The sequence below is a fragment of the Inquilinus sp. NPDC058860 genome (genome assembly GCF_042743185.1).
In the GTDB taxonomy this organism is placed as follows: domain Bacteria; phylum Pseudomonadota; class Alphaproteobacteria; order DSM-16000; family Inquilinaceae; genus Inquilinus.
Genome location: NZ_JBHYMS010000006.1, coordinates 116,257 through 129,472, shown reverse-complemented (window position 1 = coordinate 129,472; position 13,216 = coordinate 116,257). Strand labels below are relative to the sequence as shown.

Sequence of the window (13,216 nt, the reverse complement as noted above, 5' to 3'; positions counted from 1 at the left end):
TTTCCGGCGGGGCTGCATGGGATCAGGTGCCGACCAAGGGTCGGCACACACAGAGTCCGGGCGTCCCGCCGACGGCGATGCGGCGGCGTCTGACGACGATGTGGGACGCGATCACGGACATGGCTTCTGTATCGCGGGCAAAAGGCTTCGCGTCAAGGACAGGTTTCGGCAGGAGGGATATCGATCCTATCCTTTGCCTTTCCCCTTGCCTTTGGCCTCGATCGCGACCGGCTTCACGGCCGTGACGCTGTCCGCGGTGACGGAATCCGGCTTGCCGAGGCCTTCGAGCCTGCTCCCGCCGGCATTTGCGGTGCCCGCCGCGAGGCCGATCCCGGCCAGGGCGGCCAGCACGAGACATGCGCGCATCATTACGCCCTCCTGTCGTCGGTTGAAACGGGCGCGGCCCGCCGGCGTGGCGGACCGCGCCGAGACGTCACCAGTAGCCCTTGCCCTTCAGGTTGCCGGCGACGGCGCCAGCTGCGCCGCCGATCAGGGCGCCGACACCGGCATTGCCGCCCGCGATGGCGCTGATCGCAGCGCCGCCGGCCGCGCCGAGCGCGCCGCCGCTGAGCGTGGCCTGCTCCTCGCGGGTCATGTTGCTGCAGGCCCCCGCGAGCAGCGCGCCGCACAGCGCCGCGGGCAGAAGAATCCGCTTCATCATCACGCCCTCCTTATTTCCGCTGGGGTTCGATCTTGGCCACGTCGGTGACGATGACCTCGACCACCGCCCGCGACAGCTGGTCCGGATGGGTGGTGTAGTAGTCATCGATGCCCTTGGAGATGTCGGTCAGCGACATCGGCTGCAGCTTGGTGATCAGGGCGTTGATCATGCCCGGCCGGGCGCGGCGGTCGTCCTTCCGCAGTTCGTATTCGACCGAGATGACGTTGGCGGCGCCGACCAGGAAGGCCTTCTTCTCGGCTTCGGACGCCTTGGTCCAGTGATCGCCGGTGACCAGCGGGACATCGCCGGCCTGGGCCGGCATCGCCGCGGCGGCGGCGATCAGCACGGCCCCGACAAGCAGGGGCCTAATGGATATTAACGCCATTATTTCCTCCCGACTGAAATGACGGAACTAGTCTTCCGCCTTTCGGGAGAATAATCAAATGATAGATGGCGCCGGGGGAGAGGCGCGTACCCGGATATGGGGCGCGGCGGGGAGGGTGCCCGCCGGGCGGGGCTACCAGTAGCCCTTGCTCTTCAGGTTGCCGGCCACGCCGCCGGCTGCGGCGCCGATCACGCCGCCCGCCAGCAGGCTGCCGCCGGTGAGCGCGGTCAGCGCGACGCCGCCCGCCGCGCCGATGCCGGCGCCGCTGAGCGTGCCCTGGGCCTCCCGGTTCATATTGGTGCAGCCGGCGGCGAGCAGGGCGGCGGCGAGGGCGATCGGCAGGAGGCGGCGGGTCATGGGGCTCTCGGGACGGGACGGAACGAGGCAGGCAACCCGCGGCGCCCGTGCTTTGTTCCGTCCCGCCCAAGGCCTTGCTGCAAGACGCGACCGGCGAACGCGGGAAGGCCGCGCCCGCCGGTCGCCGCCGCCGCTACAGCACGAAGTCGCCGGCGACCGGGTCCTGGCCGCCGATCAGCGCGATCGACAGGTCGGCCTGGCCGTCACCGTCGATGTCGGCGACGACCGTGGTGAGTCCGCCGGCGGATGCGAAGCGCAGCTCGCCGGCCTGGCCGGAGAAGGCGGTCTCGCCGATGAAGGTGAAGGCGGTGTCGCCGTTGCCGGCGTCGCCGTCGGCATCGATTCCGGAAAGGTCGATCTTGTCGCCGTCGGCCGCAGAGAAGTCGGCGATGACGTCGCGGGTGTCGAGGCCGGTGCCGGTGTCGCCGGCCGCGGCGTAGACGAAGCTGTCGGCGCCCGTGCCGCCGATCAGCGTGTCCGCGCCCGCGCCGCCCTCGATCCGGTCGCTGCCGTCGCCGCCGACCAGGCGGTCGGCGCCGGCGCCCCCGGCCAGGACGTCGTCGCCGGCCAGGCCGCGCAGGATGTCGTCGCCGGCATCGCCGGTCAGGGTGTCGCCGAAGCGGCTGCCGTGGATCGTCTCGATATCGCCGGCGATGACGTCGCCCTCGGCGTTGCCGCCGTGGTTCACATGCGTCGCCAGGTTGATCGAGACCGCGGCATCGCTTTCGGCGTAGCTGGCGATATCGAGGCCGTCGCCGCCGCTGAGGATGTCGGCCCCGGCGCCGCCGCGCAGCAGGTCGTTACCGGCGCCGCCGTCGAGCGTATCGGCGCCGTCGCCGCCGGCGATCCGGTCGTGGCCGGCGCCGCCGGTGATGACGTCGCCGTCCGCGCCGCCGCGCAGCCAGTCGGCGCCGCCGCCGCCATCGATGACGTCGAAGCCCTCGCTGCCGTCGATGATGTCGTCGCCGGCGCCGCCGGTGATCACGTCGAAGCCGCTGCCGCCGTCGATGACGTCGTCACCGCCGCCGCCGCTCACCACGTCGTTGCCGCCGCCGGCGTCGATGGTGTCGTCGCCCGGCGTGCCGATGATGATGTCGGAACCGTTGGTGCCGTTGGTCGCAGTCATGTCCGTTTCCCCCTTCCAGTCAGAAGCTATGGTCCGAAGACGGTGCCCGAGGCGGGGCAGGGCCCGGAGGCCGCCGCTCGCACGCCCCGGGGGCGCGACCCTGCCCAAGGCAAAGGCCACGGACGGCCGCGAAAGCTGGCGGGACCGGAGAGCCTTGAAAGGTTTCGCCGGCTTCTGGCTGATTTCGAGGCCGATTCGAAGTCTATATAGACTCGATATTGCCAAGATAGGGAGCGGATTCTGTCTCTCGAAATCTTATTTTCTGACTCAACAAAATTAAAGTAAATGTTCGGGATCGAACTTCAAGTCCGACGCGCATAAAACGGTAATATTTATTTGAGGCAATTTCGGAACGAATGCAGAAGCTCTTCGCGGGCAGGCCCTGATGTCCGCCGTCATTTCAGCGCAGTGCGGCGGGCGAGGGTCTTGCCGAGGCGCTCGATGGCGAAATTGACGACGAAGTAGGCCGCCGCGGCCAGCAGGTAGAACTGCAGGCTCATATAGTTGCGGCTGATCACCTCCTTGGTGGCCAGCAGCAGCTCGGTGACGCCGATCACCGACAAGAGGGTCGAGGCCTTGACCATCTCGGTGCCGGTGTTGACCCAGCTGGGCAGGATCTGGCGCAGCGCCTGCGGCAGCAGGACCAGGGCGACGGTCTGGCGGAAGCTGAGGCCGAGCGACTTCGCTGCCTCGGTCTGGCCCGGCGGGATCGCCTGCAGCGCGCCGCGCACGATCTCGCCGACATGCGAGCTGCAGAACACGGCGAGCGCGAAGACACCGGCCTGCATCGCGGTCAGCTGGATACCGACGACGGAGAGGACGTAGAAGGCGGCCAGCACCAGGACCAGCACCGGCGTGCCGCGGATGAAGTCGACGAACAGCCGCGCCGGCCAGCGCAGGGCCCGGCCACCATAGGTCAGGGCCAGCCCGACCAGCACGCCGAAGACGGTGCCGGCGGCGATCGACACGACCGAGATCTGCACCGTCAGCCAGGCCCCGTCGAGCAGGGCCCAGCGGGCGACCCAGATCTGCTGCAGGAAAGCGTCCATCACCGGGCTCCCCCGGGCAGCCGCAACCGCGCCTCGAGCCGGCGCAGCAGGAGGGCGATGACGGTGCAGGCGGCGACGTAGAGCAGGCTGGTGACCATCCAGGTCTCGATCACGCGGAAGCTCTCGGTGTTGATCTTGCGGGCGTAGAAGGTCAGCTCCGGCACCGCGATGGCGGCGGCCAGCGAGGTGTCCTTGAACAGCGAGATGAAGTTGCTGCCCAGCGCCGGCAGGATGTTGCGCAGCATCAGCGGCGCTACCAGCAGGCGGCGGATCTGCATCGGCTTGAGGCCGAGCGCGGTGCCGGCCTCGAGCACGCCCTTCGGCACCGACTGGATGCCGGCGCGGAACACCTCGACCAGATAGGCGCCGGCATAGGCGGAGAGCGAGGCGACGAAGCTGTCGATCTTGTCGAGGCGGATCCCCGCCCGCGGCAGGGCGAAGAACACGAACAGCAGGATCACCAGGATCGGCAGGTTGCGGAAGAAGGTGACATAGGCGGAGGCCAGGCCGCGGGCGACCCGGCTGCGCGAGGTGGCGGCGAAGGCGCCGACCAGGCCGATGACGCAGCCGATCAGGATCGATACGACGGCGAGGCCGAGCCCGAGCGCCAGGCCGCTCAGCAGCAGGTCGCGGCTATCCCAGACCGCGCCGAAATTGAACTGGTAGTTCACCCGCGTCTCCGTTGGTGCCGGCCCGTCACAGGAAGGGCACAGAGCCCGTCCGAGAATGCGCTGGCGTGAGTCGGCTGGTGGTGGCTTCGAGAACCGGCGCGCAGCGGACGTTCAAGTCCGTGAGCACCGGAAGCGGAGAAGACGCCATCAGACGGCCACGCCAGTAGCATTATCGGATGGGCTCTCAGCGCATCTCGGTCGGGAAGCCGATGGCCGGGGCCGGCGGGCGCTGGCCGAACCACTGCTCGAAGGAGGCGGCGTAGGTGTTGTACTCGACCCCGGTCATCGCCTCGTGCAGCGCGGTGTTGACGAAGTTCAGCCAGTCCTGGTCGCCCTTCTTCACGGCGCAGGAATAGGTCTGCGGGTTCCAGCCGTAGCCGGCGTCGACATAGCGGTCCGGGTTCTGCTTCATGAACCAGCGCAGCGACGACATGTCGGTGGCGGCGGCGTCGGCGCGGCCGGAGTTCAGCGCCTCGTACATCAGGTCGGTGCTCTCGTACTGGTCGACCGCCGCCTCGGGCAGCGCCGCATGCACCATGGCCTCGGCATAGACGTTCTGCAGCACCGAGACGGTGACGCCGCTGCCCGCCGCCTTCAGCTCGTCATAGCTCTTGTACCGGCCGTCCTTCATCAGCAGCAGGCCGACGCCTTCCCGGTAATAGGGGATGGTGAAGTTCACCTGCTGCGCCCGGGCGGCGGTGACGGTGATGAACTGGCAGGTGATGTCGACCTTGTCGGTGGTCAGGTTCGGGATGCGGGCATCGGAGGACTGGACCACGAATTCGACCTTGCCCGGGTCGTTGAACAGCCCCTTGGCGATGATCTTGGCGATGTCGATGTCGAAGCCGGCGAGGTCGCCCTGCTCGGTCTTGAAATGCCAGGGCGGGTTGGTGCTGCCGGTGCCGACGATCAGCTTGCCGCGGCTCAGCACCTCCTGGAGCTTGTCCGCCGCCAGGGCGCTGCCGGCGGTGCCCAGCAGCAGGGCGGCGGCGCTGACGGACAGCAGCGTCCGGGTCACGATGCGCATCTCAGCCTCCATGTTTGTTGTCCAGTATATCGGACAATCATCTTGTATGTCGGACAACCGGCACGATAGGCTCGGCTTCGGGCGAATGCAATCGACCGCAGCGAAGGGGGAACCATGGCAACCAGCCGGGAACGGGGTATCGACCGGGCGGTGGCGATCCTGGAGCATCTGCAGGCGCGGCGCGGGCCGGTGCGGATGGGCGAGCTGGCCAAGGCGATCGGCGCGCCGCGCTCGACCCTCTACGAGATCGTCGGCCGGCTGACCGCGGCCCGGATCCTGGAGCCGGCGGGCGACGGCGGGGCGGTGTTCTTCGGCCGCGCCGTGCATTACTACGCCCAGACCTATGTCGCCGGCGTCGACCTGCTGAGCCGGGCCCGGCGCGAGGTGCTGGGGCTGGCCACCGAGACCGGCGAGACGGCGCAGTTCTGCATGCTCGACGGCGACAAATACGTGGTGATGCTGAACGAGCCCGGGCGCCGCACCTTCCGCATCACCTCGGAGGTCGGAATCCGGCTGCCGATCCCCTGGACCGCTTCCGGCCGCCTGCTGGTGGCGCATATGAACGCCGCCGGGATCGCCGAGTTCATCCCGGCCGAGGATTTCGTGCTGCCCTCGGGCGAGCGGATCGAGCCGGCGGAGTTCGTCGCCGAGACCGAGGCGGCGCGGGCGCGCGGCTATGCCGTGACCCAGGAGCTGGTCGACCGCTTCACCCGCTGCCTGGCGGCGCCGGTGGTGGACCGCGACGCACGGGCGGTGGCGACCGTGTGCCTGGTCACCCCGCTGGACACGCCGGAGGAGCGGCAGGGCGCCCTGCTCGACACCCTGATCGCCGCCGCCCGCCGCCTGTCGCTGGCGCCGCCGGGGGCGGTGGGACTGTAGAACCCGGGCCGGTCCGACAAGCCTTGTCCTAGAACAGGCCCATGGCTGTCCCGATACGGCCGGTCCGAGATCGACCTTTGGCCGAGTCGTCCGTCCTGTCGATTTCAGATATCCGAAATACCGGTGTCATGAACTTCGCGTAGATATTGGCGAAGGCGCCGGATCGTTTCTTCGTGAGAACGGGAGTTCTTCAGGTCCGGGCACGACAACTGACGAATTCATGTAGACCTTTAGGATCAAGGTCTATGGATCAGGAGGTCGACGGATGTTGCAGCTCGGCGGGGTGACGAAGCGCTACGGATCCGTGGCCGCGGTCGACGCGGTCACGCTGGACGTCCCCCGCGGGCAGATGGTCGGCGTGATCGGCAGCTCCGGCGCCGGCAAGTCGACGCTGCTGCGCCTGGTCAACCGGCTGGTCGACCCCAGCGGCGGCCGCCTCCTGTTCGCAGGCACCGACATCGGTGCCTTGCGCGGCGCCCCGCTCAGGGCCTGGCGGGCCCGCTGCGCCATGATCTTCCAGCAGTTCAACCTGGTGAACCGGCTCGACGTCCTGACCAACGTCCTGATCGGCCGGGTCAGCGCCAGCGGCACGCTGCCGGTGATGTTCAAGCATTTCTCGCAGGCCGAGCGCGGCATGGCGGCCCGGGCGCTGGACCGGCTGGATCTGCTGCCCCAGGCGCTGCAGCGCGCCGACACCCTGTCCGGCGGCCAGCAGCAGCGCGTGGCGATCGCCCGGGCGCTGGTGCAGTCGCCCGAGATCATCCTGGCCGACGAGCCGATCGCCTCGCTCGACCCGCGCAACGCCCGGCTGGTGATGGACGCGCTGCGCCGGATCAACCGCGAGGACGGCATCACCGTGCTGTGCAACCTGCACACGCTGGAGACGGCGCGCCGCTACTGCGACCGCATCATCGGCATGGCCGCCGGCCGGGTGGTGTTCGACGGCGCGCCGGCCGAGCTGACCGCCGGCCGGGTCCAGGCGATCTACGGCCGCGGCGGCGACGAGGCGGTCGACGAGAGCCTGACCGACACCATCCCCGCGGCGGCCCCCCGGCCGGCCGTGCCCCGGCCGCAACCGGCCTTCGCCCATTGACGACCCGCCGGCCCGCGGGCCGGCCATCTTGCCCGGAGAGCCCCCATGCCGATCGCTTCCCTGCGGCGCCGCCTGGCCCTGGCCGCCGCCCTCGCCGTCACCGCCCTGGCCACCCTGCCGGCGCGGGCCGATGACTGGCGCCAGCAGTATCCGGAGCTGCGCTTCGGCATCTCCAGCAGCGAGAACGAGAAGGACGCGGTCGCCCGCTACCAGCCTTTCGCCGCCTATCTCAGCCGCAAGCTGGGCGTGCCGGTGAAGATCACCCGCGGCACCGACTATGCCGCCGTGGTCGAGGCGCTGCGATCGAGCAACGCCGAATTCGCCACTATCGGCCCGGCCAGCTACGCCCTGGCCCGCAAGGTGATGGGCGACCGGATCAAGCCGGTCGCGGTGACGCAGGAGATGGACGGCGCCACCGGCTATCATTCGGTGATCGCGGTCCGCGCCGACAGCCCGTATCAGAGCCTGCAGGACCTGAAGGGCAAGTCGCTGGCCTATGCCGACCCGAACTCGACCTCGGGCTACGCCGTGCCGCTCTACTTCATGAAGAAGAACGGCATCGATCCGGACACCTTCTTCAGCAACACCGCCTTCGCGGGCAGCCACGAGCTCGGCATCATCGCCCTGGTGAACGGCACCTTCGAGGCCGCGGCCACCAGTTGGACCAACCCGCAGCGCGGCAACATCCAGCGCATGGGGGAGAAGGGGATGATCCCCGAGGGCGCTGTGCGCATCATCTGGACCTCCGACCTGATCCCGAACTCGCCCTGGGTGGTCCGCACCGACCTGCCGCAGGAGCTGCAGGACGCCTTCACCGAGGCGCTGTCCGCCTTCCCGAAGGAGGATCCGGAGGCGCAGAAGCAGCTCAGCGACGGCAAATGGTCGGCCTTCGCCCCGGCCAGGCACGAGGACTATCTCGACGTCATCGCCATCACCGAGATGAACGCGGCGGAACGCCGCCGCCGCGGTTCCTGACCGGCGCGGCGCCATGACCGACCGCCCCGGGACGATCGACGGCTTCGAGCGCGGCTATCGCCGGCAGCTGGCGGAGAAGCGGCTGCGTACGCTGGGCTTCGGCCTGGTGCTGGCCGCGGCGCTGGTCGCCTCCGTCCTCGTCGGCCAGGTCGACCCGGCGCGGCTGGCGGCCGGCCTGCCGCAGGCCTGGGCTTATGTCTGGGGGACCGTTCCGGTGCTGCGCGTCGAAACCCTCGGCGCCGATCTGGGCGAGTGGTACTGGGGGCTCGGCATCTGGCTGCGCCTGGCCGGCGAGACCGTGCTGATGGGCTTCACCGGCACGGTGCTGGGCGGCGCGGCCGGGCTGCTGCTGTGCTTCCCGGCCTCGCGCAACTTGGTCCAGAGCCGAATCCTGCACTTCGCCTGCCGGCGGCTGCTGGAGGTGGCGCGGACGGTGCCGGAGCTGGTCTACGCCCTGGTCTTCGTCTACGCCTTCGGCCTCGGCCCCTTCGCCGGCGTGCTGGCGATCGCGGTCCACACAGCGGGCTCGCTGGGCAAGCTGTTCGCCGAGGTGAACGAGAATGTCGACCCGGGGCCGATCGAGGGCGTCCGCGCCGCCGGCGGCACCTGGCCGATGATCATGCGGCTGGCGGTGCTGCCGCAGGTGCTGCCGAACTTCGCCAGCTACGGGCTGCTGCGCTTCGAGATCAATGTCCGATCCGCCTCCGCGATCGGCATCGTCGGCGCCGGCGGCATCGGCGAGGAGCTGTATCTGGCGGTGCGCCAGTTCGAATACCCCGACATCAGCGCGATCCTGCTGCTGATCATCGCGATGGTGTCGATCATCGATCTCGGCTGCGAGGCGGTGCGCCACCGCCTGATCGGCCGCGACGCGCTCAGGGTGGTGTGACCATGGCCCAGGCGACCCTCGCCGCGGCGGAGCTGGCGGCGCTGCGCACGGCCCATCCCCGGCTGTTCCGGCGCTCCGCCGCCGAGCGGGCGCGCAGCTGGGGGGCGTGGATCGGCTTCTTCGCCCTGTTCGGCTTCGGCCTGTGGTGGATCGACGCCTCGCCGGCGCGGATCTGGGGCGGGCTGTCGAAGCTGGGCTTCCTGGTCCGGCTGATGCTGCCGCCCTCGGACGGCGGCGCCGCCTGGGACTTCGCCTATGCGCTGGTGGAGACGCTGGCGATGGCGTTCCTCGGCACCTTGCTGGCGGTGGTCGCCGCGGTGCCGCTGGGCGTCCTCGGCGCCCGCAACATCGTGCCGAACTGGGTGTTCCATTTCGGCCTGCGCCGGCTGTTCGACGGCTTCCGCGGCATCGACACGCTGGTCTGGGCGCTGATCTTCGTCAGCGCCGTCGGCATGGGCCCCTTCGCCGGCATCCTGGCGATCGCCTTCAGTGATGTCGCGGTGCTGGCCAAGCTGTATGCCGAGGCGATCGAGGGCGCCGACCGCCGGCCGGTCGAGGGCGTTCGCGCGGCCGGGGCGAACGGGCTGCAGTCGCTGCGCCTGGCGGTGCTGCCGCAGGTGCTGCCGCTGATGCTGAGCCACGCCCTCTACTTCTTCGAATCCAACACCCGCTCGGCCGCGATCCTCGGCATCGTCGGCGCCGGCGGCATCGGCCTGCAGCTGTCGGAGCGCATCCGCATCAACAACTGGGACGAGGTGCTGTTCATCATCCTGATGATCCTGGTGACGGTGGCGGTGATCGACACCCTGTCGCGCCGGATCCGGATGGCGATCATCCGCCCGCCGGCCCGGCAAGGATGATGCCGTCGCCGCGGCGTTGCCCGCCCGGGCGATAGAATCTCGGGGCCTGCCGGTGACGGCGCGTTGCCGTCCGCGACCTCATCCGCCATCGTCAGCCGGACGTTGCCGCGGAAAGCCGTTGGGCTGTCATGGATGATGTGATCGATGCGCTGGCGCGGGACCCGTTGCGCAACATCGTGCTGCTGAAGCATCTGGAAGCGTTCCCCGGCGACACGCGGGTGCATCATGTTCGGGGCACGGCGGGAGCCGCGACGCTGGTGCTGCTGAGCGCCGCCGCGAGCGCCTATGACCGTCAGGCCTATCCGGAGGTGGAGTACTCGGCGGTCATTTCCAGTGACCATCCGGACCTGACCGCCGGCCTGCTTCCGTATGTGCCGCGCGGCGTAGGCGTCGTGTTCAAGCTGATGAACGACGCTGACCGCGATGTCGTTGGGGCGGCCTACTCGCTGCGGCGCGCCACGAGCTTCCGGTCCTTCACGGCCGAGACGGCGTTCACTCCGGATGAGCGCGTCCGGATCACGATCCGGCCGGACGAAGTGGCTTTCAGCCTGTTCGAAGCACAAGGCCATGCCAGGGGCTGGCTGCGCTCCCTCCTCGAATCCGGTCGAGCCTTCGTTGCCGTGCTCGAGCGAGACAGGAACGTGCTGGCCGCATGCTTCGCCTTCCAGAACTACGGGCGGGTCTGGGAGGTCGGGGGTGTCTGTACACCTGCCGAGTTTCGCCGGCAGGGCCATGCGCGGCGGGTCGTCCGCACGGCCCTGGCCGAGCTCGGGCGGCGCGGGCTGATCCCGCGCTACCAGGTCCATGAGAGGAATGAAGCATCGACCCGCTTGGCCGAATCCATCGGCCTGAAACAGTTCCTGATCACGACCCATTTCATTCACATGCCAGAGGGCCGGGATCTCGCCTAGAAGGTCGCCGTCACCCCGCCCGATGGCACACCGCCTCGATGCGGTTGCCGTCGGGGTCGAGCAGGAAGGCGGCGTAGTAGCTCGGATGGTACTCCGGCCGCAGGCCCGGCGCGCCGTCGTCGCGGCCGCCATGGGCCAGGCCGGCGCGCCAGAACGTGTCCACCGCAGCGCGGTCCGGCGCCTTGAAGCACCAGTGGCGGCGCGGCGCGTCCTCCGGCGGCGGGCCGAGCCGGATCGACAGGTAGCTGCGCTCCGGATGGTCGGCATCGCTGCGCTCGCCATAGCCGATCCAGGCCTCGGCGGGAAGGATGCCGACTTTGGTCACGCCGAGCGCCGCCAGCACCGCGTCGTAGAAGCGCTCCGCCGCGGCGAGGTCGGAGACGGTGATCGAGACATGGTCGAGCATGGTGGCCCCCCGGGCGGATGCGCCGCCGGAGCATACGGCGCCGGCCGCGTCTCTGCTCAATCGGACGCCGCGAGCGCCGCCGGCGCGGGTTCGGATCCCGATGCGTGGGCGGCCTTGCCCCGGCCGCGGCCCAGCAGCCGGGCCGGCGTGCCGCCGCAGTTGATCTTGTAGACGAAATCGTGCCGCAGCCGGTGATAGCTCGCCCCGGGATCGTCGAAGGTCGCCTTCATCCGTCGCAGTTCCTCCTCGCGATAGGTCTCCAAGGGTCGCCGGGCTTCGTCCGCGGCGCGGGTTCTTGCCTTGGCGTCGAGCCGGCGCCGGAACGGCTCGTCGGCCGCCAGGGTCCGGCAGTGCCGGGCCAGCACGTCGTGATACTGGCGCCAGTCCTCCGGCAGCACCCGGTCGACGAGGCGGAGGCGCAGCGCGTCGTCCGCCAGCACCGGCAGGCAGGAGGAGGTCAGCACCTCGGCGCGGGACGGGCCGACGCGGCGGGGCAGCAGATAGGTCCAGTATTCGGAGCCGTACAGCCCCATTGTCTGGTAGTGCGGGTTGAGGACCACGCCGCTGCGCGCGACCACGACGTCGCAGGCCAGCGGCAGGATCGCCCCGCCGGCGCCGGCATTCGTGCGCAGCGCCGCGACGGTGATCTTGTCCTCGGTCAGGACGATCTCGCGGACCAGATCGTTCATCGCGTTGATGTTGCGCCACGATTCCAGGGCCGGGCTGTCGGCGACTTCGATGCAGCCGAGATGGATGCCGTTGCTCCAGAAGTCCTGACCGCCCATCAGCACGATCACGCGCACATCGTCCCGGCGCTTCGTCTGCCGCAGCGCTTCGGCCAGCCGGTCGCACTGCTCCGTGCTCATCGCGCCGTTGTAGAAGTCGAACTCGATATGGGCGACGCCGTCGTCGACCCAAACGCGGATCTCGTCGGCAGGCGACGGGCCGAGCGGTTCGAGGCCGTTGACCCAGACCTGCTCCGGAACGATCGAGCCGAGGGCCAGCATGGCCGGCAGCTTGGCGAATCGCCGCCCCTCCATGGTCGCCTGCCGGAGCTGCCGGATCCACACCGCGCCGTCCAGCGTCGCCCGGCAGATCGCGCCGTGGCGATGGCCGAGCACCTCGCCCGGCTTCCGCCGATGATGGAGCTCATGGTCGGCGACGGCGCCGAACAGGTGCACCGCAGCGCCGCCGATCTGGTCGAGCACGCCCGGGAAGCCATCGGCCGCCTGGATCTTGGTCACGATCTCGCCGGTCGACTCCCGGCTCCAGTCGATACGCCGCGACGCCTGGCGGATCGGTTCGTGCAGGCGGCCCCGGACCTGCGGCCGGGCGTAGTCCAGCGGCCTCGGCCGGAAGGACGGATCGAGATGGTCCTCGAGCGCCTGGCGGACGAGATCAGCCGCGGCGGCGATCACCTCCCGGCGATAGAGGCTGCCCTTGCCGGCGGGACGCATGTCGAACTCCCGCGTCCCCCAGATGTCCCCGGCATCCATCTCCCGGTCGGCCTGCAGCAGGGTGACGCCCCAGCGGTGGTCGCCGCGGGTCACCGCCCAGTCGAGCGAGGACGGGCCGCGGTCCCCCTCGATCCCGGGATGGACGATCAGGCAGGGATAGGCCTGCCAGACGCGGTCCGGCACGCGGTGCTTGAGGAACGGGCAGATGATCAGGTCGGGGGCGACGGCCTCTGCCCGCCGGACCATCGTGGCCTCGTCGTCGGAGAGCTCGATCGAGACGTCGTGGCCGAGTGCTTCCAACTCGCAATGGATGCGCTGGGTCATGCCATTATAGGCCGAGGCGAAGAGGAGGATGTCCAAGATACCCTCTTGTCGGTTGCGGGCCGATGCGGCTGGGCAGCACCTGCAGGCGACATCCCGGCCAACCCATCCTGTCCCAGATGGGCCGCGGCAGCGCCATGCGCTTGCGT

16 protein-coding genes are annotated in these 13,216 nt (G+C 69.6%); 6 read left to right on the top strand and 10 right to left on the bottom strand.

Features of this window, described 5'->3' with window-relative positions; genetic code table 11:
* Window positions 1-186 precede the first annotated feature (186 nt).
* The 8 genes from ACFW16_RS06405 to ACFW16_RS06370 form a co-directional block, all read right to left on the bottom strand.
* Window positions 187-351: a hypothetical protein gene (locus tag ACFW16_RS06405; protein ID WP_380302988.1), complete on the bottom strand. Its 165-nt coding sequence runs from the start codon at window positions 349-351 to the stop codon at window positions 187-189.
* 82 nt (window positions 352-433) lie between these two features.
* Entirely contained in the window at window positions 434-658 is a 225-nt protein-coding gene (locus ACFW16_RS06400) for a hypothetical protein (RefSeq protein ID WP_380302986.1), read from the bottom strand.
* A gap of 13 nt (window positions 659-671) precedes the next feature.
* Entirely contained in the window at window positions 672-1,007 is a 336-nt protein-coding gene (locus tag ACFW16_RS06395) for a hypothetical protein (protein ID WP_380302984.1), read from the bottom strand.
* A 171-nt stretch (window positions 1,008-1,178) separates the two neighbouring features.
* Window positions 1,179-1,403 carry a hypothetical protein gene (locus ACFW16_RS06390; RefSeq protein ID WP_380302982.1) on the bottom strand — a complete coding sequence of 75 codons (225 nt, stop codon included), beginning with the start codon at window positions 1,401-1,403 and terminating at the stop codon, window positions 1,179-1,181.
* Window positions 1,404-1,536: 133 nt separating this feature from the next.
* Window positions 1,537-2,529 carry a calcium-binding protein gene (locus ACFW16_RS06385; RefSeq protein ID WP_380302980.1) on the bottom strand — a complete coding sequence of 331 codons (993 nt, stop codon included), beginning with the start codon at window positions 2,527-2,529 and terminating at the stop codon, window positions 1,537-1,539.
* Between the two features lie 395 nt (window positions 2,530-2,924).
* The gene (locus ACFW16_RS06380; RefSeq protein WP_380302978.1) at window positions 2,925-3,578 is read right to left on the bottom strand and encodes an amino acid ABC transporter permease; all 654 of its coding nucleotides are present in this window, start codon (window positions 3,576-3,578) and stop codon (window positions 2,925-2,927) included.
* Window positions 3,578-4,249, bottom strand: a complete 672-nt coding sequence (locus ACFW16_RS06375) for an amino acid ABC transporter permease (protein WP_380302976.1) — start codon at window positions 4,247-4,249, stop codon at window positions 3,578-3,580. The genes ACFW16_RS06380 and ACFW16_RS06375 overlap by 1 nt, the downstream gene beginning before the upstream one ends.
* 184 nt (window positions 4,250-4,433) lie before the next feature.
* Window positions 4,434-5,276, bottom strand: coding sequence for a transporter substrate-binding domain-containing protein (locus ACFW16_RS06370; RefSeq protein ID WP_380302974.1), 843 nt, complete (start codon window positions 5,274-5,276; stop codon window positions 4,434-4,436).
* 114 nt (window positions 5,277-5,390) lie between these two features.
* Here ACFW16_RS06370 and ACFW16_RS06365 point away from each other — a divergent pair, with 114 nt between their 5' ends.
* The 6 genes from ACFW16_RS06365 (at window position 5,391) to ACFW16_RS06340 (ending at window position 10,883) form a co-directional block, all read left to right on the top strand.
* Window positions 5,391-6,155, top strand: coding sequence for an IclR family transcriptional regulator (locus ACFW16_RS06365; RefSeq protein WP_380302972.1), 765 nt, complete (start codon window positions 5,391-5,393; stop codon window positions 6,153-6,155).
* Between the two features lie 265 nt (window positions 6,156-6,420).
* Window positions 6,421-7,248, top strand: coding sequence for a phosphonate ABC transporter ATP-binding protein (gene phnC / locus ACFW16_RS06360; RefSeq protein WP_380302970.1), 828 nt, complete (start codon window positions 6,421-6,423; stop codon window positions 7,246-7,248).
* 45 nt (window positions 7,249-7,293) lie between these two features.
* Entirely contained in the window at window positions 7,294-8,223 is a 930-nt protein-coding gene (gene phnD / locus ACFW16_RS06355) for a phosphonate ABC transporter substrate-binding protein (RefSeq protein WP_380302968.1), read from the top strand.
* 13 nt (window positions 8,224-8,236) lie between these two features.
* Window positions 8,237-9,112, top strand: a complete 876-nt coding sequence (gene phnE / locus ACFW16_RS06350) for a phosphonate ABC transporter, permease protein PhnE (protein WP_380302966.1) — start codon at window positions 8,237-8,239, stop codon at window positions 9,110-9,112.
* A gap of 2 nt (window positions 9,113-9,114) precedes the next feature.
* Window positions 9,115-9,972 (top strand): phosphonate ABC transporter, permease protein PhnE, encoded by an 858-nt coding sequence (gene phnE, locus ACFW16_RS06345; protein ID WP_380302964.1) that lies wholly within the window; start codon window positions 9,115-9,117, stop codon window positions 9,970-9,972.
* Window positions 9,973-10,100: 128 nt separating this feature from the next.
* On the top strand, window positions 10,101-10,883 hold the full coding sequence (locus ACFW16_RS06340; RefSeq protein ID WP_380302962.1) for a GNAT family N-acetyltransferase: 783 nt from the start codon (window positions 10,101-10,103) through the stop codon (window positions 10,881-10,883).
* A gap of 10 nt (window positions 10,884-10,893) precedes the next feature.
* On the opposite strand, the gene ACFW16_RS06335 is transcribed toward ACFW16_RS06340, so the two are convergent.
* Both ACFW16_RS06335 and ACFW16_RS06330 read right to left on the bottom strand, forming a co-directional pair.
* A complete protein-coding gene (locus ACFW16_RS06335) occupies window positions 10,894-11,289 on the bottom strand; it encodes a VOC family protein (RefSeq protein ID WP_380302960.1) in 396 nt (131 codons plus the stop codon).
* A 56-nt stretch (window positions 11,290-11,345) separates the two neighbouring features.
* Window positions 11,346-13,106 carry a hydrogenase maturation protein gene (locus ACFW16_RS06330; RefSeq protein WP_380302958.1) on the bottom strand — a complete coding sequence of 587 codons (1,761 nt, stop codon included), beginning with the start codon at window positions 13,104-13,106 and terminating at the stop codon, window positions 11,346-11,348.
* Between the last annotated feature and the right edge of the window lie 110 nt (window positions 13,107-13,216).